The 22782-nt window shown below is 58.2% G+C and carries 22 protein-coding genes; 9 read left to right on the forward strand and 13 right to left on the reverse strand.

The window, feature by feature from the left end; genetic code table 11:
* Nucleotides 1-110 precede the first annotated feature (110 nt).
* Genes gpmI through JNX03_RS14445 form a run of 3 tightly spaced genes read left to right on the forward strand, consistent with a single transcriptional unit; the run spans nt 111 to nt 4092 of the window.
* A complete protein-coding gene (gene gpmI, locus JNX03_RS14435) occupies nt 111-1628 on the forward strand; it encodes a 2,3-bisphosphoglycerate-independent phosphoglycerate mutase (RefSeq protein WP_203209716.1) in 1518 nt (505 codons plus the stop codon).
* A complete protein-coding gene (locus JNX03_RS14440) occupies nt 1625-2755 on the forward strand; it encodes a murein hydrolase activator EnvC family protein (protein ID WP_203212256.1) in 1131 nt (376 codons plus the stop codon). Before gpmI ends, JNX03_RS14440 begins: the two co-directional genes overlap by 4 nt.
* A gap of 2 nt (nt 2756-2757) precedes the next feature.
* The gene (locus JNX03_RS14445) at nt 2758-4092 is read left to right on the forward strand and encodes a S41 family peptidase (RefSeq protein ID WP_203209717.1); all 1335 of its coding nucleotides are present in this window, start codon (nt 2758-2760) and stop codon (nt 4090-4092) included.
* A 62-nt stretch (nt 4093-4154) separates the two neighbouring features.
* On the opposite strand, the gene JNX03_RS14450 is transcribed toward JNX03_RS14445, so the two are convergent.
* The 6 genes from JNX03_RS14450 to ilvD all read right to left on the reverse strand — a co-directional run bounded on the left by JNX03_RS14450 (nt 4155) and on the right by ilvD (nt 9151).
* A complete protein-coding gene (locus JNX03_RS14450; RefSeq protein ID WP_203209718.1) occupies nt 4155-4889 on the reverse strand; it encodes a hypothetical protein in 735 nt (244 codons plus the stop codon).
* A gap of 1 nt (nt 4890) precedes the next feature.
* A complete protein-coding gene (locus JNX03_RS14455; RefSeq protein ID WP_280526480.1) occupies nt 4891-5373 on the reverse strand; it encodes an RNA polymerase sigma factor in 483 nt (160 codons plus the stop codon).
* Nucleotides 5374-5538: 165 nt separating this feature from the next.
* A complete protein-coding gene (locus JNX03_RS14460; protein ID WP_203209720.1) occupies nt 5539-5904 on the reverse strand; it encodes a hypothetical protein in 366 nt (121 codons plus the stop codon).
* Nucleotides 5905-5913: 9 nt separating this feature from the next.
* A complete protein-coding gene (locus tag JNX03_RS14465; protein WP_203209721.1) occupies nt 5914-6687 on the reverse strand; it encodes a DUF6478 family protein in 774 nt (257 codons plus the stop codon).
* Between the two features lie 111 nt (nt 6688-6798).
* Nucleotides 6799-7404, reverse strand: coding sequence for a hypothetical protein (locus tag JNX03_RS14470; protein WP_203209722.1), 606 nt, complete (start codon nt 7402-7404; stop codon nt 6799-6801).
* Complete coding sequence (ilvD, locus tag JNX03_RS14475; RefSeq protein WP_203209723.1) at nt 7385-9151, reverse strand: dihydroxy-acid dehydratase; 1767 nt, start codon at nt 9149-9151, stop codon at nt 7385-7387. The genes JNX03_RS14470 and ilvD overlap by 20 nt, the downstream gene beginning before the upstream one ends.
* A gap of 174 nt (nt 9152-9325) precedes the next feature.
* Here ilvD and JNX03_RS14480 point away from each other — a divergent pair, with 174 nt between their 5' ends.
* The 5 genes from JNX03_RS14480 (at nt 9326) to JNX03_RS14500 (ending at nt 15911) form a co-directional block, all read left to right on the forward strand.
* Nucleotides 9326-12427 (forward strand): ABC transporter transmembrane domain-containing protein, encoded by a 3102-nt coding sequence (locus JNX03_RS14480; RefSeq protein WP_203209724.1) that lies wholly within the window; start codon nt 9326-9328, stop codon nt 12425-12427.
* The gene (locus JNX03_RS14485) at nt 12424-13323 is read left to right on the forward strand and encodes a CPBP family intramembrane glutamic endopeptidase (protein ID WP_203209725.1); all 900 of its coding nucleotides are present in this window, start codon (nt 12424-12426) and stop codon (nt 13321-13323) included. Before JNX03_RS14480 ends, JNX03_RS14485 begins: the two co-directional genes overlap by 4 nt.
* A gap of 58 nt (nt 13324-13381) precedes the next feature.
* Entirely contained in the window at nt 13382-14332 is a 951-nt protein-coding gene (gene accD, locus JNX03_RS14490) for an acetyl-CoA carboxylase, carboxyltransferase subunit beta (RefSeq protein WP_231024179.1), read from the forward strand.
* Complete coding sequence (locus JNX03_RS14495) at nt 14329-15603, forward strand: bifunctional folylpolyglutamate synthase/dihydrofolate synthase (RefSeq protein WP_203209726.1); 1275 nt, start codon at nt 14329-14331, stop codon at nt 15601-15603. The genes accD and JNX03_RS14495 overlap by 4 nt, the downstream gene beginning before the upstream one ends.
* Nucleotides 15604-15716: 113 nt before the next feature.
* On the forward strand, nt 15717-15911 hold the full coding sequence (locus JNX03_RS14500; protein WP_203209727.1) for a hypothetical protein: 195 nt from the start codon (nt 15717-15719) through the stop codon (nt 15909-15911).
* On the opposite strand, the gene zapE is transcribed toward JNX03_RS14500, so the two are convergent.
* Entirely contained in the window at nt 15890-16966 is a 1077-nt protein-coding gene (zapE, locus tag JNX03_RS14505) for a cell division protein ZapE (protein ID WP_203209728.1), read from the reverse strand. The genes JNX03_RS14500 and zapE overlap by 22 nt on opposite strands.
* 46 nt (nt 16967-17012) lie before the next feature.
* The gene (locus JNX03_RS14510) at nt 17013-17405 is read right to left on the reverse strand and encodes a GFA family protein (RefSeq protein ID WP_203209729.1); all 393 of its coding nucleotides are present in this window, start codon (nt 17403-17405) and stop codon (nt 17013-17015) included.
* 209 nt (nt 17406-17614) lie between these two features.
* Here JNX03_RS14510 and JNX03_RS14515 point away from each other — a divergent pair, with 209 nt between their 5' ends.
* Nucleotides 17615-18856 (forward strand): MFS transporter, encoded by a 1242-nt coding sequence (locus JNX03_RS14515; protein WP_203212257.1) that lies wholly within the window; start codon nt 17615-17617, stop codon nt 18854-18856.
* Here the strand turns inward: JNX03_RS14515 and JNX03_RS14520 are convergent.
* The 5 genes from JNX03_RS14520 to JNX03_RS14540 all read right to left on the reverse strand — a co-directional run bounded on the left by JNX03_RS14520 (nt 18853) and on the right by JNX03_RS14540 (nt 22738).
* On the reverse strand, nt 18853-19770 hold the full coding sequence (locus tag JNX03_RS14520; RefSeq protein ID WP_203209730.1) for an ornithine cyclodeaminase family protein: 918 nt from the start codon (nt 19768-19770) through the stop codon (nt 18853-18855). The two genes, JNX03_RS14515 and JNX03_RS14520, sit on opposite strands and share 4 nt — an antisense overlap.
* Nucleotides 19767-20387 (reverse strand): HAD family hydrolase, encoded by a 621-nt coding sequence (locus JNX03_RS14525; protein WP_203209731.1) that lies wholly within the window; start codon nt 20385-20387, stop codon nt 19767-19769. Before JNX03_RS14525 ends, JNX03_RS14520 begins: the two co-directional genes overlap by 4 nt.
* 64 nt (nt 20388-20451) lie before the next feature.
* Nucleotides 20452-20904, reverse strand: a complete 453-nt coding sequence (locus tag JNX03_RS14530; RefSeq protein WP_203209732.1) for a YaiI/YqxD family protein — start codon at nt 20902-20904, stop codon at nt 20452-20454.
* A gap of 5 nt (nt 20905-20909) precedes the next feature.
* Entirely contained in the window at nt 20910-21743 is an 834-nt protein-coding gene (gene fghA / locus JNX03_RS14535) for an S-formylglutathione hydrolase (RefSeq protein WP_203209733.1), read from the reverse strand.
* 65 nt (nt 21744-21808) lie between these two features.
* Nucleotides 21809-22738, reverse strand: a complete 930-nt coding sequence (locus tag JNX03_RS14540; protein WP_203209734.1) for an AEC family transporter — start codon at nt 22736-22738, stop codon at nt 21809-21811.
* Between the last annotated feature and the right edge of the window lie 44 nt (nt 22739-22782).

A 22782-nucleotide genomic window follows, 5' to 3' on the forward strand; every position in this document is an offset into this window, starting at 1 on the left:
GCGCCGCTGAAAATCCGCGCATCTGACAGCGCATGCAGGAAAATGGTTCACCCCGGCGCGTCCAAGGGGTAAAAGGCCACAAAACAAGGCGCAATCGGAGCAGTCCCAGCATGAGAACCCCAAAACCCGTGGTATTGTGCATCCTTGACGGATGGGGGCTCAGCGATATGAAGGACGGCAATGCGCCGTTTTTGGCCAAAACACCCACCGTAGACCGGATCATGCGCGATTGTCCCAATGCGACCTTGATCACCCATGGGCCAGATGTTGGCCTGCCGCGCGGGCAAATGGGCAACTCCGAAGTGGGGCACACCAATATTGGGGCGGGCCGCGTAGTGGCCATGGATCTGGGGCAGATTGATCTGGCCATCGAGGAAGGCACCTTTGAACAGAACCAGCGGCTTGTGGACTTCATCGCCGCGATGACGGCCAGCGGCGGCACGGCGCATCTGATGGGCTTGGTGTCTGATGGTGGGGTGCATGGTCATCTGGCGCATATGATCGCGGCAGCAAAGGTGCTGGATGACGCGGGCGTGCCAGTTGTGATCCACGCCTTGACCGATGGCCGCGATGTCGCGCCGCGCTCTGCCAAAGGGTTTTTCGAAACGCTTGAGGCGGCATTGCCGAAGGCGGTCAAGGTTGTGACTGTGACAGGCCGCTATTACGCGATGGACCGTGACAACCGTTGGGACCGTGTTGAGAAGGCGTTTGATGCCATTGCCCGTGGACAGGGATTGGCGGCTGATGATGCACAAAGCGCGGTCGATGCCGCCTATGCACGAGATGAGAATGACGAATTTGTGCAGGCCACGGTGATTGACGGCTACAAAGGGGCGCAAGACGGCGACGGATTTTTCTGCCTCAACTTCCGCGCCGATCGCGCGCGCGAGATTATGGCAGCACTGGGTGATCCGGCATTTGATGGGTTTGATGCAGGCCAACGCCCCGATTGGGCGGGTTTGATGGGCATGGCGGCCTATTCGGACCAACACACAACCTATATGACAACGGTCTATCCCAAGCCGGAGCTCATCAACACTTTGGGCGCTTGGGTGGCGAAGCAAGGCTTGCGCCAATTCCGACTGGCCGAGACGGAAAAATATCCCCATGTGACTTTCTTCCTGAACGGTGGTGAGGAGACGCCATCAACGGGCGAGGATCGTTTTATGCCAAAATCGCCTGACGTGGCGACCTACGACCTGATGCCGGAAATGTCATCGGCAGAGGTCACTGATCGTTTCGTCGCAGCGATTGAGGATGGATATGATTTGATCGTCGTGAACTACGCCAACCCCGACATGGTGGGCCACACAGGCGATCTCGATGCGGCGATTGCGGCTTGCGAAGCGGTGGATGCTGGTCTGGCGCGGGTCTGCGCCGCGCTGGAAAAGGTGGGCGGTGCAATGGTGCTGACGGCGGATCACGGCAATTGCGAAATGATGATCGACCCCGAAACCGGTGGGGCGCACACCGCGCATACCCTCAACCCTGTCCCGGTGGCCCTGATGGGCGGGCCGGACGGGGCGCAGCTTGCAGAGGGGCGATTGGCCGATCTTGCGCCGACGCTGTTGCACCTGATGGGGCTAAAACAGCCCGAAGAAATGACAGGGGCATGCCTGATCTCATGATCCGCGCAGCACTCCTTTCACTGATGCTCTGGCCCATGGCCGGTCTGGCGCAAACCGAAGCGGCAGATCAGGCGCGGGCGGCCTCTGCCGCCTTGGAAGAGGCATCTGGCCTGCTTGACGATGCCGATGGCGCCCGCGACCGGGTCAAGGCGTTGACCGAAACGATACAGGCGTTTGAAACCGGTCTCGGTGCGATGCGCGAAGGACTGCGCCGTGTCGCGATCAAAGAGGCGGAGCTTTCGACCAAGCTCAACGCGCGTGATGGCGAGGTGGCGCAGCTTTTGGGGGTATTGCAAAGCATTGGCGGCAATCCCTCCCCCGTCACCTTGCTGCATCCTGGTGGACCAACCGGAACCGCGCGGGCCGGCATGTTGCTGGCCGAACTCACGCCGGCATTGAACCGCCGGGCGGACGGGCTGCGCCGCGATCTGGAGGATGTGCAAACCCTGCGTGCGCTACAAACCGATGCGGCAAAGCGGTTGCAGGATGGCCTGACCGAAGTCCAAGCCGCCCGCACCGCCTTGAACGAAGCGATGGCAAACCGCACCGACCTGCCTTTGCGCTTTACCGAAGATCCCGTGCGCACTGCGATCCTGATCGCGTCCACCGAGACGCTGGACGGGTTTGCCAGCGGCCTGTCCGAGATCGTCACCAATGAGGTCGCGCCAGCCCCGGCAAAACTGGACGGAATGGCAGGCGATCTGCCCTTGCCTGTGCAGGGCCTGGTGCTGCATGGCGCCGGTGATGTGGATGCGGCGGGGGTCAAACGCCCCGGTATCATCCTGGCCACTCGGCCACAGGCGATTGTGACGACGCCAACAGCCGCCACTGTCCGTTATACGGGGCCACTGCTGGAGCTGGGCAATGTCGTGATCCTTGAACCACAGGCCGATGTGCTGTTTGTGCTGGCCGGTCTGGACGTCGTTTATGCCAAAACCGGCGAGGTGATCGCGGCAGGCACCCCTCTTGGTCTCATGGGGGGTGGTCAGGCGGCCCAAGGCACGTCATCCTCACCCCTTCGTGAAGGCACTGGCACTGACCGCTCAGAAACGCTCTATATAGAAGTAAGACAAGACAACATTCCACAGGACCCCAGCGATTGGTTCCGAACCGACAAGGATGGATAAGAATGAAGAAGTTTGTGATGGCAGCCCTTGGCGGCACAGTGGCAGGTGTAATTGCAACCACCCAGATCGCCGCGCCTCTGCTGGCGCAAGAAAGCGCCAAGACCGAAAACGTCTATGAGCAGCTTGATCTGTTTGGTGACATTTTCGAACGCATTCGCGCCCAATATGTGGAAGACGTGGACAGCAGCGAGCTGATCGAAGCGGCGATCAACGGAATGCTGACCTCGCTTGATCCGCACTCCAGCTATCTGTCGCCCAAGGACGCGGCTAAGATGCGCGAACAGACCCGCGGCGAATTTGGCGGGCTGGGCATCGAGGTCACGCAAGAAGACGGCTTTGTCAAAGTGGTCTCGCCGATGGATGGCACGCCGGCCTTTGAAGCGGGCATCGAAGCAGGCGATTTTATTACACATGTAAATGGTGAAAGTCTTTTGGGTCTGGTGCTGGATGATGCGGTCGAGATGATGCGCGGGCCGGTCGGCTCCGAGATTGTGATCACTGTGGTGCGCGAAGGGGAACAAGAACCCTTTGACGTATCCATCATCCGCGACACCATTCAGCTTACGGCGGTGCGGGCCCGCACCGAGGGCAACACAGCGGTGCTGCGTTTGACCACATTCAACGAACAAACCTACCCCAAGATGAAAGAAGGGCTTGAGGACCAGATCGAAGCGGCGGGCGGCATCGACGGGATCAATGGCATTGTGCTGGATCTGCGCAACAATCCGGGTGGTCTGCTGAATCAGGCAATCGCGGTGAGCGATGCTTTCCTCGAAAAGGGCGAAATCGTCAGCACCCGCGGCCGCACATTGGAAGACGGCGACCGGGTTAATGCGACGCCGGGCGATCTGTCGATGGGCAAACCCATTGTGGTGTTGATCAATGGCGGCTCTGCCTCGGCCTCCGAGATTGTCGCAGGTGCGTTGCAAGACCATCGCCGCGCGATTGTCATCGGCACCAAGAGTTTCGGCAAAGGGTCAGTTCAGACGGTCATGCCCCTGCGCGGCAATGGCGCGATGCGCCTGACCACGGCGCGGTATTACACCCCCTCGGGCCGGTCTATTCAGGCGCTGGGTGTGTCACCTGACATCGTTGTGGCGCAACCTCCGGCCAAACCCGAAGAGGATGAGGCGGATACACCGGCTCGCAAGCGCCGGTCCGAAGCGGATCTGCGCGGCAGCCTGAACAATGACAGCCTGACCGACGACCAGATCAAACAGATCGAAGAAGATCGCGCCAAAGCGGAAAAAGCCGCCGAACTGCGCGAAGAGGATTATCAACTTGCCTATGCCATCGACATTCTCAAAGGTCTGTCGGCGCTGGGTCCGAAGAACTGATCTGACCCCCGCGACAACAAAAGCCCGCCATCATGGCGGGCTTTTTTGCTTTGGATGCAAAGCTAGAGTAAGGCCGCAAGACCCGTCGACAACGCTTCTGTCCTGGCCGTATCTCCGCCACCGATCAACAAATAGCCGATGCCGTTCTCAACCCAGCTTACCCCGGCCATGTCGAACATGACGGTTGTTTTTGGTCCGCGATCCGGTCCGCTCACCGACTTCAGGCAGAGCGCCATCGGGGTGCCGTCCTCTGCCAGATAGGCCATCTGCAACAGGGGAGATCCGTTCAGCCCCAGCATCTGGGCGCGTTTAAAATCCAAACCCGAAACAGACAATGCCTCACTCAGGTCCACGCCAAATGCCTCTTTGGCGCGGGCCAGAACCTGCGCTGTTTCGGCGGGCGGCTGAACAGCGTTCTCCAGCGTTTCAGTGACATAAAGCGCCTGATAGGAGGCGATGGTCGCAATCCATCCGGTGTTCGGGGCCGGACGCATGAAATTGGTAACCGCAACGCCAATCACAAAAGACGCGGCAATGGCCGACGCCACCCAAATGCCGCGCGATGGTGACGGGGCAGAGCCCGCCAGATGCGCTGGCAACGCAGGTGCATCCAGAACTGCAGGGTTCATCGACAGCTTCAGCAGCTTCATCGGAACCGCAAGATTGTCCAACCGCGCGGCAATCAGCGCGTCAGCCTTGGCCGCGGATTTGATCTGCGCCGCCGTTTGTTTGTCCAACTCGCCATCCAGATACGCGGTCAGTTCCTCGTCTGAAAATGATGTTCTGTTCTCGCTCATCTCAGGCTCTTTCATCCGGAAACTTCTGCGCGATGGATTTGCGGGCGGCGGCCAGACGGCTCATCACTGTGCCGATCGGGATCTCCAACATTTGTGCCGCATCTTTGTACGCATAGCCCTCTACGTAGACGAGCAAGACCGTCTCGCGTTGGCTTTCTGGCAGGTTCCTTATCGCGTTAAACACTTCACCGGTGAAAATATTCGCTTCGCTGCTGGCTGTATTGGAGGTGAGCTCCACCTCTTCCACTGGGACCAGCCCATTGCCGCGTCGCACGGCCTCGCTGCGCAACTCATTCAGCCAGATCCGCCGGGTCAATGTGAACATCCACCTGTCCAGATGCGTGCCCGGCTCAAACTTGCCTGCATTTTCCAACGCTCGCGTGCAGGCCTTTTGTGCCAGATCATCCGCCGCTGCGCGGCTCCCGCTGAGCATCAGTGCAAACCGCCACAAACGCGGATAAAGGGCAGGAAGCCCCTCGCGCACAACACTTTGACTGTTTTTCTTGACGGACCAGCGGATGGCGGCGCCTCTTTGGCAATTACAAAATCAGCGGCGCGGCTTTGACATCAAAGCGCGGGCCATGCTGCGGATAGTACAATCAGGAATGGCATTTTTTCAAACTTAATAAAGCGGCGGCGGAAAGCTGTTCTAGGCGGTTTCAACACAATGGCGGCGGAAAGCGCTTTTGAGCATGTCCAATTCTGCACGCAGCAGGTCCATCTCGGCAAGGATGTCGTCCGACAGAACTTCGCCGGCGACCAGTGTCATATGGCCCAGTTTGCGATCCTGCGTGCCGTCCCGGATCAGCAAGGTATGAACTCCGTCTGCGATCATTTCCTTGGGGATCGGAATGGACAGCATCCAGTGATCCGCCTTTGCATCATGGGCCAAGACAATATCCTGGATCTCGACATCCTGATGGGTCACGACAATCTGCGGCTGGGTGTCGCCTGCGCCGGTGATAATCCCCTGCCAGACCCCCTGCCGCATCTTGGTTTTGGTCAATTTCAACATTCTTTGTCCTCAAAGCTGGGCGCGGGGGCGGCGCGAGAAGGTCAGATCGCGCAACACCACCTGGTTCATTTGCGGTCCTTCAAAGATCAGATCCACCCATGCCCGTTCCACCCGTTTCTCGTTGATATTGGAATAGGCCAGATCAAACTCAACGCGGATGTTCTCTTCGCTCAGAGGCAATTCGCGCACAATCTGTTCGGTGTTGGGGCCGTGGCGAATATTCAACCGGGTGAAGATCTCCAGCGGTTTTTCCATTTCCACAATGGCATCCATGCGCAAAAGATGGGTCCGCTTGAGGCCGATCACGCCGTCATCGGGCAGGTCGATGACCAGCGACAGAAACGACCCGTCAAACTGAAAAACATCAAGACGCAGCCCGTAAGGCGCCAGATCTTCCTCGCGCAAATTGCGCAACTGGCGCAGGGTCAGCTCCGAGAATTCGCAATCATGGAACAGCGTCACCTCGCGGCCCAACATGGATTTGTTGGCAATCGCGGAATACCCCGGTGTCGGCAGTGGACCACGCCACAATTCAGGCCGCCAGGCCCAGTCTGCGTTGTGCGGTTTGAAAAAATTTGTCGAGCCGATCATTGGCAAGGCCAGCCGGTCATCCGCGATATGGATCAGCCGATCGAGATGGGTCTTGAGCAGCCTTGCTTTGTTCCGTTGCCGCCGCAGTTGAGGCAGGTCGGTTTTCCGCGCACGCCGTGCAGCCCGCGCCCATCGCAATATGCTGCGCGAGAAAACCTTTCCGTCCAGAAAGTTGAAGCCGAGTTTGGACATACCTGTAAGCGCCCTGCATTTTTGCGCAGTGTATCCAGCCCAATGGTTTCATTCAAATGAATTGGGGACAATCTGGCGCTGTTTCAGGGCACGTTTCCAGTTTGGAAACAATTAATCCGCGTTTCGCGCCCGCGATCCGGTAATCAAGGCTGACAAAAGCGCCCCGCCTTCGCCCGATACGGCGGCGCCGTTCTTTGGCCCATAGACTGCAAGACCTATCACATAACCCCCAATAAGGGCTGTGCCTCGCCATTGCTGGTCTGCCACATCTTGCGTGGGGGCAGTGCCAGTGGCGCGGAATACCACGCTTTTGCTGTGCCGGGTTGTGTTGTGAACGTCCCTGAGCCCCATGGCCCGGGCGCTTTGGTCCGGTGTGGGCAAGGTGGTGCCGGGCGTGGTGGCCGAAATGCTTGCGGTGATGATACCAAGTGGCGCACCACGCGAACTGCTGGACTGCCCCAAAACATCGCAACGGGCCATGATCGCAAAACGCGCGGTCAGGTTCTTGGGATCGATGCAATAGCCCTTTGGTGCGACAAGCGTAAAGCCTTTGCCCATCATCTGGGCCTCGGTGACGGGCGCCGCTCTTGGACCCGGTGTGGCCGCCGGCAGGTTCAGACCGTCAAGAAATGATGCACCCTGTCCTGCCTCGCAACCCGCGAGGAGGGACAGGGCAACAATGGCTGCGGCTGGGCCTTTACAGGTCCATGTAGTCATGCGTTTCCGCCGCTGCGCCAGGATGTGTGACCGCGCCAAGATAGGTTGGGCCAACAAGCTGTGCGTATTTCCACAGCGCGCCAGAGGCATAGTTTGTCGGACGCGGGCCGGACCATTCCGCCTTGCGCCTGGCCAGCTCTTCGTCGGTCAGATCAACAGTGATCGACCCTTCAACCGCGTTGAGGGTGATCATATCGCCGTTCTTCAGCAGTCCAATCGGCCCGCCAAGCGCCGCCTCTGGGCCTACGTGACCCACACAGAACCCGCGCGTCGCGCCGGAGAAACGACCGTCAGTGATCAGGGCGACCTTCTTGCCCATGCCCTGACCGGACAAAGCCGCTGTGGTTGCCAACATTTCGCGCATGCCGGGGCCGCCGCGTGGTCCTTCGTTGCGGATCACGAACACGTCGCCTTCCGAATAGGTGCGGTTCTGCACCGCTTCGAAAGCGTCCTGCTCGCATTCAAACACCAGGGCTGGGCCAGTGAACACAATGTCTTCGTCGGACATGCCAGCGATTTTCACGATTGCGCCTTCGGGGGCCAGGTTGCCCTTGAGGCCAACAACACCGCCTGTGGTGCTGATCGGATTTTCAACCGCGTGGATCACCTTGCCGTCCGCTTCACGCTCGATCTTGTCCAGCTCTTCACCCATGGAATAGCCTGTGGCGGTCATGCAGTCGGCATGGATCAGGCCAGCCTTGCGCAGCTCCTTCATCACAACCGGAACACCGCCCGCTTCAAAGAGGTCTTTTGCAACGTATGCGCCGCCCGGTTTCATATCTACGAAATGCGGCGTGTCGCGGAAAATCTCGCAAACATCGTCAAGGAAAAACTCGATCCCTGCCTCATGCGCCATGGCGGGCAGGTGCAAACCTGCGTTGGTGGAGCCGCCCGTGCAAGCCACAATACGCGCGGCGTTTTCAAACGCCTCACGGGTACAGATGTCACGCGCGCGGATGTTTTTCTCGATCAGGTTCATCACTGCCGCACCGGAAGCCACGGCATATTCGTCGCGGGACTTATAAGGGGCAGGCGCACCGGAAGAGTTTGGCAGCGCAAGGCCGATTGCCTCGGAGACACAGGCCATGGTGTTGGCGGTGAACTGGCCGCCGCAAGCACCGGCAGAGGGGCAAGCGACCCGCTCAAGGATTTCAAGCTCGGCCTCGGTCATGGTGCCGCCCTGCCAATTGCCGACAGCTTCGAACATATCCTGAACGGTCAGGTCACGATCCGCAAACGCCGCAGGCACATCCGCGCCCTCTGGTGCCTTGCCGGGCAGGATCGAACCGCCGTACATGAACACCGAAGGGACGTTCAGACGGATCATTGCCATCATCATTCCGGGCAGGGATTTGTCACAACCGGCGAGACCCACCAAGGCATCGTAGCAGTGGCCGCGCATCGTGAGCTCAACCGTATCGGCAATCGCCTCGCGGGAGGCCAGCGAAGACCGCATGCCTTCGTGGCCCATTGCGATACCGTCCGTCACAGTGATGGTGGTGAATTCGCGGGGTGAACCCTGCTCCTGTTTCACGCCAATCTTCACGGCCTGTGCCTGACGGTTCAATGCGATGTTACAGGGGGCGGCCTCGTTCCAGCAGGTCGCAACGCCGACCAGCGGCTGGTGGATTTCCACGTCCGTCATGCCCATCGCATAGTAGTAGGACCGATGCGGCGCGCGTGCCGGGCCTTCGGTCACATGGCGGCTGGGCAGTTTGGATTTGTCAAAACGTTGGTTGGTGGACATGGCGAAGCTCCCGAAGATAGGCCTGAAATACTGGTTTGCTCTTGGTCTAGTCGTGCAATCGCGCTGCTGCAAGGCCAAGCGGCTATGTTGTAATACACACCAAGCGGCCTTAAATTTACAAAACCACAACAATGGGCATGTCCACGCCCCACAGGCCCAGTGAAAGAGCGGTGCATGGAACCCAGCCTATTTTCCTTTATTTGGAAGTATTCCCGCCGCGAGCAATTGTTCTTATTGGCCTTTACGGTTTTCACCTTTCCGTTTCTTTATGCCACGCTGGAACTGCCCAAACGGATCATCAACGATGCCATCGGGGCCACCGGTAGCGTCGTCACCGTGTTCGATGTCGAAATGACGCAGGTGCAGTTTCTGTTTGGTCTGTGCTTTGCCTATCTCGGCTCCGTCTTGGTGCATGGCTTGCTGAAAATGCGGCTTAACACGATGAAGGGGATTCTGGCCGAACGGCTTTTGCGGCGTTTCCGGTTTCAGTTGGTCAGCCGCATGATGCGGTTTCCCCGCAGCTATTTTCAGAACACCAGCCAGGGCGAATTGGTCAGCATGGTGACATCTGAGGCCGAGCCGATGGGCGGGCTGATGGGTGACGCGGTGGCACAGCCGGTGTTTCAGGCGGGCCAGATGCTGATCATCGTGACCTTTCTTTTCATGCAATCCATCTGGTTCGGGCTTGCGGGCGTTGCCCTGATCCCCTTGCAAGCGTGGCTGATCCCGCTGTTGCAACGACAGATCAATTTGCTGAACAAGGAACGCATCGGCGAGGTGCGCCAGTTTGCCGCCGAGATCGGTGAAACGGCGGCAGGGATCACGGATCTGCGGACAAATGGCGGTTGGCGCTTCCGCTTGGCGCATTTCACCGACCGTTTGGGCCGTCTTTTCGATGTGCGCTTTCGCATCTACCAAAAGAAATTCTTTATGAAGTTCCTCAACAACTTCATCACCCAGCTGACACCATTCTTCTTTTACGCGGTTGGCGGCTATCTGGCGATCAAGGGGCAGATCACGGTTGGTGCCTTGGTTGCCGCACTGGCGGCCTACAAGGATCTGTCGAGCCCCTGGAAGGAGCTGCTGACTTACTACAACCAGACGCAGGACATGTCGCTGCGCTGGGACATCGTGACAGAGCGGTTCAATCCGTCAGGCGTGATTGACGAAGCGCTGTTTGAAGGCACCCCGAATGAAATCCCGCATCTGCGCGGCGAGATTGAACTGCGCAACGTTTCGGTGCGCAACTCAGATGGCAATATGATCCTTCAGGACATTTCGCTGAAATTGCCGCCGGGCAGTCAGGTTGCCATTCAGATGGAAAGCCAGGCAGAGCGGACGGCCCTGTCCGAGGTTCTGACCCGCGAAGTGATCCCGACTAGGGGCAAGATCACCATGGCCGGGCACGACCTCAGCGGGCTTCATCAGGCGGTTATTGCGGCGCGCATCGGTTACGCCCACGCGCAGCCCTATATTTTTAAGGGGAACATCGGGGACAATCTGTTGATGCCCCTGCGGACCAGCCCCAAGACGGTGTTGTGGGATCCTGCGCACAAGGATCGCCGCGGAATCGAGGCGCGCAGATCTGGCAACAGTCCCGATAGCACAGTGGCCGATTGGCTTGATCCCGAGCTGGCCGATCTGGGATCAGCAGATGAAATCAACCAATTCTGGCTTGAAATCACCGAGGCATTGGGCACCGCCGATTTGATCTTTCACCGCATGCTGAACTCGCGCATGGATCCGGAAAAATATCCCGACCTGGCACGGCGGATTGTCGATCTGCGCCAAGAGGTTGCGCAGCGGCTTAAGGAGGAGGGACTGGACAAGGCCGTTCACCGCTTCGACCCCGAAAAGTTCAATCCGGCGGTGCCGCTGGGCGGCAACCTTATCTTTGCCGCGCCTGTGCGTGACATCAGCCAGCAAGGCCTTGTCGCCGAAAAATCCTTTTTGTCGATGTTTGTGGAACAGGGCTTGGCCGAGCAGGGCATCGCGATCTCGCAAACCTTGGTGGAAACGCTGCACCAGACCTTTGGGATGGACGGCACGGATCATCCGCTTTTTACCGCGCTGGGCATCGAAGAAGACCTTTACGAACAGCTTGTCGACATCGCCAACCGACGCCGTGACAGGGGTGACAATGCCTTGACCGGCGAAGAATTTGCGCTGTTGCTAACGGTGCCTTTTGCGTTGACCGCAGAGCAAATTGGCCCGTCTTTCCCTGAAAGCTTCAAGGAAGAAATCCTGACCATCCGCAAAACCAATGGTCCGTTCCTGCGGGAACAGGCGAAGGGGATGTTTGTACCGATTTCTCCTGAAAACTATCTGCCGCGTCTGACCATCTTGGAAAATCTGATCTATGGACGATTTTCCTCAATGGCGGGATTGCAGGCCGATAAGGTGCAAGAGGTCGTCGCGGACATTTTGCTGAAACACAATCTGAAACGGCAGGTTTCGGTCAATCTGTTTGATATTCCGACGGCGATCGGCGGTGCAAACCTGCCTGCGGCCTTTCAAGAACGTGCCGCCTTTGGTCGGGCGGCGATCAAACGTCCCGATGTGATGGTGTTTAACCAGACCATGGGCGGACAGGAACAGGCCAACCATGCCCAGATCCGCAACCGATTGCATGATCTCCTGCCCAATACGACGTTGATCTTTATTCAGGACAGTTTCCCAAATCCCGAAGAATTCGATGTCTATGTCGAGATCCGTGATGGCCGGTTGGATGGGGCAGGTCAGGATGAAGACGACCCCGATGTCAGCGACGATCTGCGCCGCAAGCTCAGGATCATTTCGCGTAACGAATTGTTCGGCAGCCTCAGCCCGCGCAATCGGCGTTTGCTGGCCTTTGCCGCGCAATGGTACAGCGCTGAGCCGGGCGAGCGGATTTTCAGTCAGGGCGAACGCCCTGATGCGGCCTATCTTTGCCTGTCCGGAAAAGCCGAGATGAGCTGGACCGATGGCGACGGTCAGGCACATCACATCTCCTTCGTGGAGCCGGGGCGACTGATCGGGGATTTGTCGATCATTCAAAACGAGCCGCGCCAGCTTGATCTGGATGCAGTGGAGGCTGTGCAATTCCTGCGGATCGGGGCCGAACAATTCCGCGCGGTCGTTGAAAGTGATCGCACCGTGCTGCTCAAACTTCTGGAAACTGTGGCGGGCCATTTGACCGAACTTGCCGATATCCTGCGCGAGGCGCGGGTACAGATGCCGCAAGGAATGCTGCGCCTTGAAGAAAGCCTCGAGACAGCTGATAAGCCCGCGGAATGAACCAGCAACCCGCCTATCTTCTGCATGAAATATTCATTGCACCCGCCCGCAAGAAACCGGCGCTTTGGCGGTTTCTGGCCGGTCTGACCCTGGCTGTTGTCGGCTATGTCGCACTGAACCAGATGTTCTTTCAACTGGTTTATGGGCTGGCCGGAGACGGGGCTTATGCCCTTTATAACGAGCTGGCAGACGGCACCTCACCGCGGGCCATGCTGCTGCTGCTTTTCAGCTTTGGATTTATGGCCATGGCGGTTGGTATCTCCGTCCGGCTGCTGCACAGCCGGTCCATGTTGACCCTGTTTGGGCCGCTGGGTTTGGCGCTGTCCGATTTTCGCGCCGTCAGCATAGCCATGATCGCCTTGGGCGTTTTTCTCGCCATTTTGCCGCCGTGGGATATGGGCGGCTCGCTTACGGAAAATGTGCCCTTTGGGCATTGGATGGTTTTGCTGCCTTTCTCGCTTTTGGGAGTGCTGGTACAGGTCGGCGCCGAAGAACTGGTGTTTCGCGGCTATATCCAGCAACAATTGGCGGCGCGGTTCCGCTCGCCCTGGATCTGGATGGTTTTGCCATCCTTGCTGTTTGCGGCGGGGCACTACCTGCCAGATTCTGCCGGTGACAACGCCCTGTTTATAGCCCTTTGGGCGGGGGTTTTCGGGATGTTGATGGCTGATCTGACGGCACGGTCCGGATCATTGGGTCCGGCCATCGCGGTGCATTTGTGGAACAACGTCACTGCAATCCTCATTGTGTCATTGCCCGATGACCTTTCCGGGCTGGCGCTGTATCATTCCCCCTTCGGGATGGCCGATGCTGACGCAGTGCGGGCATGGCTTCCTGTGGATTTTGCGCTGATGTTTGTCTCATGGCTGGCAGCAAGGGTTGCGATACGCCGCTGATTGCAATTTGTGCAGCAGGGTCTTATTTGGAAAACAGTTTTGCCATCAGGGGCTATGTATGAACTGGATCACGAACTACGTCCGGCCACGGATCAACTCGATCTTCTCGCGCCGCGAAACGCCGGACAATCTGTGGACCAAGTGCAATGAATGCGGCACCATGCTGTTTCATCGCGAGGTGTCTGATAACCTGAATGTCTGTACCAATTGCGGACATCACATGGCGATCTCGCCACGTGAGCGGTTCAAGGCTTTGTTTGACGGCGGTATCTTTTCAGAGATCAAGGTACCTGCGCCGACGCCGGACCCCCTGCATTTCAAAGACCAAAAGAAATATCCCGACCGTATGAAAGCGGCGCAAAAGCAAACAGGCGAAGCCGAAGCCATGCTGGTCGCGCATGGTGAGATGGGGCGCACACCGATTGTTGCCGCCGCACAGGACTTTAGCTTTATGGGCGGGTCTATGGGCATGTATGTCGGCAATGCAATTATTGCCGCTGCCGAAGAAGCCGTGAAACTCAAACGCCCGCTGATCCTGTTCTCCGCTGCGGGCGGCGCACGGATGCAAGAGGGCATCTTGTCGTTGATGCAAATGCCGCGCACCACGGTTGCGGTTCAGATGCTCAAAGAGGCGGGTCTGCCCTATATCGTCGTGTTGACCCACCCCACCACGGGCGGTGTTACGGCCAGCTATGCGATGCTGGGCGATGTGCATATCGCCGAACCCAACGCGCTGATCTGCTTTGCCGGGCCGCGCGTGATCGAACAAACCATCGGTGAAAAATTGCCCGATGGTTTCCAGCGGGCCGAATACCTCCTGGATCACGGGATGCTGGACCGTGTGACGCCCCGCACCGAAATGCGCGACGAGCTGATCACGATTACCCGGATGTTGCTTGGCCTGTCACCTGCCGTACGCGGCGATCTGCCCGCACCCGAAGTTGTGGAAGACGGGAAAAGCGGCGACACGGCCAAAACTGACTCAAAACCTGCTGATCCCAAGAAATGAGCGCGGCCACATCTGACGCCATCCTAGACCGGATGATGGCGCTGCATCCCAAGATCATCGACCTCACGCTGGATCGGCTGTGGCGGTTGTTGGATGCGCTGGGCAATCCGCAAAACGATCTGCCGCCCGTGATCCACATTGCAGGTACCAATGGCAAGGGGTCCACCCAAGCGATGATCCGCGCCGGGCTTGAGGGGATGGGCAAGACCGTGCACGCCTATACTTCCCCCCACTTGGCGCGGTTTCACGAACGTATTCGATTGGCGGGGGAGCTGATTTCAGAAGAAGCGCTCACGGCGGTGCTGGATGAATGTTACGCCGCCAACAACGGCGAGAATATCACCTATTTCGAGATCACGACTGCTGCTGCGATGCTCGCGTTTTCGCGGACCAAGGCGGATTATACCCTGCTTGAAGTGGGGCTGGGCGGACGGCTCGATGCCACCAATGTCATCGACACTCCGGCGCTCACCATCATCACGCCTGTCTCGGTGGATCATCAGCAGTTTCTGGGTGAAACACTGGCAGAGATCGCAGGCGAAAAGGCCGGTATCATCAAGCGGCGCGTGCCTTGCATCATTGGCCCGCAAGACGATGCCGGGCTTGAGGTGATGGAGCAAGTCGCGGCCCGCAACATGGCACCGGTGCTGGCCTATGGGCAGCATTGGCACGTCGGAACCGAAGCAGGCCGCCTTGTCTATCAGGATGAAAACGGGTTGCTGGATCTGCCCTTGCCAAACCTGCCGGGCGCGCATCAGGTGCAAAACGCCGGCGCGGCACTGGCCGCATTGCGCCATCTTGGCGCGGATGAGGCAGCCTGCGAGGCCGCAGTGACCAAAGCGTTCTGGCCTGCGCGGATGCAACGCCTCAAAGGTGGCCCGCTGATCGAGATTGCCGGTGATGCAGAGCTATGGTTGGATGGTGGGCACAATCCCGCAGCAGGCGAGGCCATCGCATCGGTCCTGTCAGAGCGCGGCGCACGGTCCACCCATCTGATTTGCGGGATGTTGAACACAAAAGACATCGGCGGCTATCTGCGGCCATTGGCGGCCCACGCCAAAAGCCTGCATGCGGTTTCCATTCCCGGCGAAAGTGCAACCCTTGCGGCCTCTGAAACCGCCGCTGCGGCGCGGGCCGAGGGGATGGTAGCCTTTGAGGCAGAAAGTGTTGCACAGGCACTCGCAGACATCGTTGCCAAAGATCCACACGCCCGTGTTTTGATCTGCGGGTCGCTTTATCTGGCTGGTGCGATCTTGCGCGAAAACCACTAGATGTAGGCTCCTTGTAACTAATCTCTGCACATAAACGAAATTTTAGTGTATGCTGGCTCTAATTCAGGCGTGGCTTGACCACAAAAAACTGAATGCTGTGGAGGGCGAGCAAGATGAGTTATCAAGAAAATGTCGGGCGGACTCCGTCCGCTGAAATGGATGACCGCACAGTGTCACAAATGGTCTTTGTGGCGGTTGGTCTGGCGATTGTGGTGGGCGGACTTTGGCTGCTTTATCAAGGCAATGCACCCTATCATCCAGATGTCCCGATGACTGACAGCGAAACCTATTTGGCGATCGAATCCTGATCAGCCCAATCTTCGGATTGCATCTCGCGCAGCCGTGAGGCTGTGCGCTCAAACTCGAATGTGCCTTCCCCCTCAACATAGAGCATTTCGGGAGAGGCGGCAGCAGAACAAATCAATCGGACATGCGCCTCGTAGAGGGCATCAATCAGAGTAACAAAACGCTTTGCCTCGTTAAAGTTTGAGCGGCCCAGCTGTGGAATGTTGTCCAGAAGCAACACCCGCGTGGCTTCCGCCAACGCCAGATAATCCGCTGGGCCAAGCGGCCTGCCGCAGAGCTCATGGAAACGTGCCCGCGCCATCCCGTTGCGGAACTGCGGAATCTCCACTTCTCGGCCCTTGACGTGCAAAACCATGGGCGTGCCGGCACCGCCCGCAAGATCGTCCCAAACCGCATCCATGGCGGCCCGGCTTTCTGCGTTCACGGGGGTGAAATAAATCTGACTGCCCGCCAGGCGGTCTTGCCGGTAATCGGTGGGACTGATCAGTTCATGCACCACCATTCGGTCTTTGATCAGTTCGATGAAGGGTACAAACAGATTTCGGTTCAATCCGTCTTTGTACAGATCATCAGGCAGCCGGTTCGAGGTGGTTACCACAACAACCCCCGCCGCAAAAAGCGCCTCAAACAGCCGCCCGACAATCATCGCATCGGTGATATCGGTGATCTGCATCTCGTCAAACGCCAGCAGCCGAACAGAGCTGGCCACATCCGCAGCCACCGGCGCGATGGCATCGTCCACACCGGTTTTACGGGCCTCATGCATGGCCGCGTGAATCTCCTGCATGAACGCGTGAAAATGCACTCGCCGGGCCGGAATATCATCCAGATGATCGACAAACATATCCATCAACATGGATTTGCCGCGCCCTACACCGCCCCAAAGATAAAGCCCCTTGGGCGGTTCTGGCGCTTTGCGGAACAGACCTTTTTTCACAGGTTGCATCAACGCATCACGGATGCGGTCAAACTCCGGCAAAACGGCTTCCTGGGCCGGATCGGGCCGCAAGCTGCCTTCGGCAATCATCCGGTCATAGGTTTCGCGCAAGCTGGTCATACCACAGGCTTATCGCCCCGGTGGGAGATTGAAAAGTGCCCTGACCTTACGAAGGCTTGATGATCCCATCTGTGTCCCAAGGTTGCGCGGCATCAGTATAGATGGATTTCTCCGGCGCGTAATGGGCCGGATCATCCAGCGAGGATGCGTGCACGTAGACCCTGTCACTCATACGCGTGCTGCGCCGGGTCAATTGCGATCCGCAATTGGGGCAAAACCCGCTGTAGGTCGGTTGCCCGGACCCGCCCTGCATTTCAAAAACTTTGCAGGTCTCGCTGATCGAGAAGGTGTCAATTTCAAGTGGCAGCATTTCAGAATGCCCGGAACCAGTCAGCTTCTGGCAATCGCGGCAATGGCACCGAAACGTCGCCGCGCTGTGCCGGGTGCCCTCATAACGGACATGCCCACATTTGCATCCGCCAACCACACGCTCTGCCATGATGTCTCCTCTCTTGCGAAAGTCTAAGTCAAATTCGGCTCGATGTCAGCTTGTTGGATGAAAGCCAAGGCATTGTCGCCGACAGGACACATTGGTTGATCATGGTTTTGGCATTCATCAATCCCCCTTCGCGCGCCATCACAATGCTTGATTTGACCCTGCGCGATCTGTGCGTAATCTGGCCGGACGCCCCCCGCATCGGAGCCATCATGCAAGAACGTTCCCCTTTGTTTACGCCCGTCCTGATCGTGGGCTGTGTGATCATCATGGTCAGTTTCGCGGTGCGGGCCTCCTTTGGTGTTTTTCAGATCCCGATTGCTGAAGAGTTTGGCTGGTTGAGGGCGGAATTCTCACTGGCTATCGCGATCCAGAACCTGGCTTGGGGCATTGGGCAGCCGATCTTTGGTGCATTGGCGGAAAAGATCGGTGACCGGCGGGCCATCATTATCGGCGCGATTGTCTATGCTGCCGGTCTTTTGCTTTCGGCCAACTCCGTCACTCCGCTTGAGCATCAAGCCTACGCTTGGCTGGTGGGATTCGGGATTGCAGGCACCGGCTTTGGTGTAATTCTTGCGGTTGTTGGTCGGGCCTCATCGGATGAAAACCGGTCAATGTCTCTTGCCATTGTTACTGCGGCGGGCAGCGGTGGTCAGATTTTCGGGGCACCGATTGCCGAATGGATGCTGGGTTTCATGAGCTGGCAAGGTGTGTTTGTCGTGTTCGCGGTGGCCGTCATGGCGATGATCCTGACCTTGCCGATGATGCGGGCACCCGCGCTTGCGACCAAGGCGGAGCTGGAAGAAAGCCTTGGACAAATCCTGATCAAGGCGGCCCGAGATCCGTCCTATACAATGATTTTTCTGGGGTTCTTTTCCTGCGGCTACCAGCTTGGGTTTATCACGGCCCATTTCCCCGCCTTTGTGACTGAGCTGTGCGGTCCCATCCTTGCGGGTGGGGTTCTGCATAGCGTTGGGATAACCACCACCTCGGCATTGGGGGCGGTGGCGATTTCCCTGATCGGACTGGCCAATATCGTCGGAACGCTGACCGCCGGTTGGGCGGGTAAGCGGTATTCCAAGAAGTATCTGCTGGCCGGTATTTATGTCGGTCGTACCATCATCGCCGCGCTGTTCATCATGTTCCCGATCACGCCGATTTCGGTCATTCTGTTTTCGGTCGGGATGGGTTCGTTATGGCTGGCCACGGTGCCACTGACCTCGGGGCTGGTCGCGCATATCTATGGGCTGCGTTACATGGGCACACTTTATGGCATCGTCTTTTTCAGCCACCAATTGGGCAGTTTTCTTGGCGTCTGGCTGGGCGGGCGGATGTATGATGCCTTTGGCAGTTACACTGCCGTTTGGTGGATCGGCGTTGGCGTCGGCGCATTCAGCGCCATTGTGCATCTGCCGATCCGTGAACGTCGCCTCGAAGGGTTGGTGACAGCCTAACGGCTGCGCCAACGGTCCAGAATATAGCGGCTGGTCATCAAATCCAGATGCGCCCCGCCGCCGTTCTTGAACAGGGTGATTTCGTCATCCGACGAACGGTTGAAGTTACCCGGATCGTAGTAATCAGCGATCAAATGTTCGCGGGCAATCACACCTGATTCAAGCGGGATGTTGATCTCTCCGATGTGACCTATCGTGGTGTCAAAACTGTCCACAAAAACCCGCGCACGGATGATCGCGCCATCATCCACCTCACGCATATCGGGTCGGTAGGCGCCAATCAGGTCGACATGCTGCCCCGGTTGCAGCCAATCGCCCTTGATCAGCGGATCGGTGGACATGGTGGCGCTGGTGATGATGTCCGCAACCCCCACCGCGGCTTGCAGATCCGTGGCAACGCGCAAGCCCGGAGTTTCAGCAGCCATTTTTTCAGCGTTGCCGGGGCTGCGGTTCCAGACGGTAAACTGCGCATCAGGAAACACCGCACGATATGCGGCATGCAGGGCGCGGCCCTGATTGCCTGCACCGACGATCAGGATGTTCTTGCTGTCTGGTCGGGCCAGTCGCCGCGCGGCAAGCAAGCTATCACCGGCGGTTTTCCATTTGGTCACAAGATGAAAGTCAACAATTGCCTCAAGCATGCCGTTCGCATCAGCGTATAGGTTCAGCCCGCCATTGATCATCGGGGTGCCTTTGGCCGGATTGCCCGGAAAAACCGTGGCGGATTTGACTGCAATCCCCAGACCGTCGATCCATGCAGCCCGGCTGAGCAAGGTGTCATCACCCCGATAGAGAAAGGTATCACCGATCTCGGCCTTGGGCAGGGTGTGACCGGCAGCCAATGCGTCCGTCAGGCCGATCCAGTCCAGCACCGCCTCGCCCGCGTCAAAAGGGATAAAGGGAATGTCAGTCATTTTGCGTCCTCTTCGGTCAAAAGCCCCGCCATCACCAGCCGATTGGCCCAGCCTTCCGGTCCGGTGAAATGGTGGGTTTGCCAGCCGCGTGCTGCGGCAGCGTTGATATTGTCGATCCGGTCATCGGTGAACAAAAGCGCCTTTGGATCAACGCCGCTGCGATCCTCAAGCGCGGCATAGATGCCCGCATCCGGCTTGATGACCCCCAAATGACCCGAGATATAGTCCCCGTCGAACTGCCGGAGAAACGGGTAGCGTTCTGCCGCCAGATCATAGGTCTGAATGCCGAAGTTGGTGAGGGAGAACACCGGAACATTGGCGCGTTGCAGAGCCTGCATCAGGCGCACGGAATGGTCGATCACGGGGGCGGCGATGTCGATCCAGCGGTCGTGCCAGAGCTGGATCTCTGCACGCCAATGCGGATAGATCTCAGCGGTGTCATAGATCACATCACGGAACGTCTCGCCGCGATCAATACGGTCGTTCATGCCGTGCAGATCAACCTCTGCAAACATCGCGCGGCGGCGGGCTTCGCCTATCTGCGCGTCAAAAAACCGCTCTGGCAGCCATTCGATCAGAACATTGCCGATGTCAAAAACCACGGCTTGGGGTGTCATTTGTCTGCCCTCCTGGCATTGGAAACTTTCAATGTCTCCATCCGTTTACCTTGACAGAAAACGCTCATAACCGCGCTGCTGCACGCAGCTCCCGCTCCAATGCGTCCAGAAAACGGGACCGGTCAGCCTTGGTAAACCCTTTGCCGCCGCCTTGTCTGAATGGATCAGCGGCCCGCAGATCCGCCATCAAGTCTCGGGTTGCAAGAACGTTGCCGATATTGGCCGCCGTCAATGCCTCGCCATTGTGTTTGAGCACTTTGGCGCCCGCCTCCACACATTTGGCGGCAAGGGGGATGTCGCCGGTGACAACCACATCGCCAGTGCCTGCACGGTCCGCGATCCACATATCCGCCACATCCGGCCCATCAGGTACGATCACGGTTTTAACCAGCGGATTTTGCGAGGGCCGCAATCCGCCGTTGGACACCACAAACATCCTTACCTTGTGACGGGTTGCGACCCGTTCTGCCTCCGCTTTGACGGGGCAGGCGTCGGCGTCAATATAGAGCGCGGTCAATGGCCTCAAACCCCATAAAGCGCATCGGCGTGAAAGGCGATGTGATCTTCTATGAAGGTCGAGACAAAGAAGTAGCTGTGGTCATAGCCCGGCTGCATCCGGAACGTGGCTTGCTGTCGCTTGGCGGCAATCGCGGCGGCCAGTGCCTCGGGCTTGAGCAGGTCCAGAAACTGATCCGATGCGCCTTGGTCAATCAGGATAGGTCCGTCAAAGCCCTTTTCCTGCATCAGCAAGGTTGCGTCGTGTTTGGCCCATGCCGCGTCATCCTCGCCCAGATAGGCGGTCAATTGTTTGCGGCCCCAATCGCTTGCGGTTGGGGTGGCAATCGGCGCAAAGGCCGAGACAGACGTAAACCGCCCCGGCAGGTTCATCGCCAATGTCAGCGCCCCATGGCCACCCATCGAATGGCCTGTGATGCCCTGCCGCGTCAGGTCAATGGCAAAATTCGCGCCGATCAATGCGGGCAGTTCTTCTGCGATATAATCCCACATCTGAAAATGTGTCTGCCAGGGGCCTTGGGTGGCGTTGACATAAAACCCGGCCCCCTTTCCCAGATCATAGGCTTCGTCGTCGGCGACATCGTCACCGCGCGGAGAAGTATCAGGAAACACCAGCGCGATCCCGTGTTCGGCAGCCCATGATTGCGCACCTGCCTTGGTCATCGCGTTTTCATGTGTGCAGGTCAGGCCCGACAAGTACCACAGCACTGGCACCGGCCCATCGCGGGCCTCTTCTGGCAGGAACAACCCAAAGGTCATTTCGCAATTACATGCCTCTGAACTGTGGGAATAGACACCTTGCGTGCCACCAAAACAGGCATTTTCAGAAATGGTTTTCATCGTCGGATCCTTTTGTCATGTCCGCCGCGCCGGGCCGGACCTTGCAACAGTCAGTACTGGAAAGATCAGCCCCCTGTCACCCCCGCGATCACAAGGCTGACGGTGACAATGCTGAGGGCTGTGGAAAATAGAATGGCGGTGGAAACGCGTACCGGGGCTACGCCATAATGCTGGGCGAGGATAAACACATTGCCCGCCACGGGCAGGGCGGAAACTGCAATGATCACGCCAGCCTTGAACGGGTCCACATCGAATATATAAAGCGCGGCAATACCAACCAGCAACGGATGCAACACCAGTTTGCAAAAGCTGAGCCAGCCTGCCACTTCGATCCGTTCCGCCGATTTAAAGGCGAGCGACGCGCCGATGGCAAACAAGGCGCCGGGGGTGGCGGCGCCGCCCAGGATGGCCAGAAAATCATTGATCGGCTCAGGGATCGGAAGTGCGAAACCGGCACAGACAAACCCAAGCGAGATCGCCACAATCATTGGATTGCGCAACAGACCCAGGGCAATAGACCGGATCATGCGCAGGCTGATCTGGCCGTCCCGCGCACCGGTGATCAAAATCACAATAAGGCTGGAGAACACGATCAGATCTACCGCCAGCGCCAACAGAACCGGACCAATCGCCTCCGCACCCAGCAGCAGGGTCAACATTGGAACGCCCAGAAACCCGGTATTTCCGATGGCGGCGCATTGCGCCTCAATCGCGGTGGTCGGCACGTCCAAACCGCGCAGAAAGCCGACGATGGTCGCGATCCCGTAAACAAACGCCGTACCCCACAGATAGGCCGCGATCAAACGCCCGTCCCAGACCTCGGCCAGCGACAGGTTTGCCGAAAACCGGAACAACATGGCCGAGAGGGCAAAGTAGAATACGAATTTGGTGAGGTAGGCGGTCGCTTCTTCACTGAAAAAGCGGGTGCGCCCGGCCCAGTATCCCAGACCGATCAGCAAAAAGAACGGCAAGGTCTTGAAAAAGATCGCCAGCATAGCCTTGGGTAACCAGCCAGAGGGTCGGGCGCAAGGTGCCTCTG

Origin of the sequence: Sulfitobacter mediterraneus, assembly GCF_016801775.1 — a bacterium.
GTDB lineage: Bacteria > Pseudomonadota > Alphaproteobacteria > Rhodobacterales > Rhodobacteraceae > Sulfitobacter > Sulfitobacter mediterraneus_A.

Bases quoted from the DNA above. Each gene is read 5' to 3' on its own strand.
- gpmI (WP_203209716.1), top strand. From the start codon at position 111: ATGAGAACCCCAAAACCCGTGGTATTGTGCATCCTTGACGGATGGGGG.
- JNX03_RS14440 (WP_203212256.1), top strand. From the start codon at position 1,625: ATGATCCGCGCAGCACTCCTTTCACTGATGCTCTGGCCCATGGCCGGT.
- JNX03_RS14445 (WP_203209717.1), top strand. From the start codon at position 2,758: ATGAAGAAGTTTGTGATGGCAGCCCTTGGCGGCACAGTGGCAGGTGTA.
- JNX03_RS14450 (WP_203209718.1), bottom strand. From the start codon at position 4,889: ATGAGCGAGAACAGAACATCATTTTCAGACGAGGAACTGACCGCGTAT.
- JNX03_RS14460 (WP_203209720.1), bottom strand. From the start codon at position 5,904: ATGTTGAAATTGACCAAAACCAAGATGCGGCAGGGGGTCTGGCAGGGG.
- JNX03_RS14465 (WP_203209721.1), bottom strand. From the start codon at position 6,687: ATGTCCAAACTCGGCTTCAACTTTCTGGACGGAAAGGTTTTCTCGCGC.
- JNX03_RS14470 (WP_203209722.1), bottom strand. From the start codon at position 7,404: ATGACTACATGGACCTGTAAAGGCCCAGCCGCAGCCATTGTTGCCCTG.
- ilvD (WP_203209723.1), bottom strand. From the start codon at position 9,151: ATGTCCACCAACCAACGTTTTGACAAATCCAAACTGCCCAGCCGCCAT.
- JNX03_RS14480 (WP_203209724.1), top strand. From the start codon at position 9,326: ATGGAACCCAGCCTATTTTCCTTTATTTGGAAGTATTCCCGCCGCGAG.
- JNX03_RS14485 (WP_203209725.1), top strand. From the start codon at position 12,424: ATGAACCAGCAACCCGCCTATCTTCTGCATGAAATATTCATTGCACCC.
- accD (WP_231024179.1), top strand. From the start codon at position 13,382: ATGAACTGGATCACGAACTACGTCCGGCCACGGATCAACTCGATCTTC.
- JNX03_RS14495 (WP_203209726.1), top strand. From the start codon at position 14,329: ATGAGCGCGGCCACATCTGACGCCATCCTAGACCGGATGATGGCGCTG.
- JNX03_RS14500 (WP_203209727.1), top strand. From the start codon at position 15,717: ATGAGTTATCAAGAAAATGTCGGGCGGACTCCGTCCGCTGAAATGGAT.
- zapE (WP_203209728.1), bottom strand. From the start codon at position 16,966: ATGACCAGCTTGCGCGAAACCTATGACCGGATGATTGCCGAAGGCAGC.
- JNX03_RS14510 (WP_203209729.1), bottom strand. From the start codon at position 17,405: ATGGCAGAGCGTGTGGTTGGCGGATGCAAATGTGGGCATGTCCGTTAT.
- JNX03_RS14515 (WP_203212257.1), top strand. From the start codon at position 17,615: ATGCAAGAACGTTCCCCTTTGTTTACGCCCGTCCTGATCGTGGGCTGT.
- JNX03_RS14520 (WP_203209730.1), bottom strand. From the start codon at position 19,770: ATGACTGACATTCCCTTTATCCCTTTTGACGCGGGCGAGGCGGTGCTG.
- JNX03_RS14525 (WP_203209731.1), bottom strand. From the start codon at position 20,387: ATGACACCCCAAGCCGTGGTTTTTGACATCGGCAATGTTCTGATCGAA.
- fghA (WP_203209733.1), bottom strand. From the start codon at position 21,743: ATGAAAACCATTTCTGAAAATGCCTGTTTTGGTGGCACGCAAGGTGTC.
- JNX03_RS14540 (WP_203209734.1), bottom strand. From the start codon at position 22,738: ATGCTGGCGATCTTTTTCAAGACCTTGCCGTTCTTTTTGCTGATCGGT.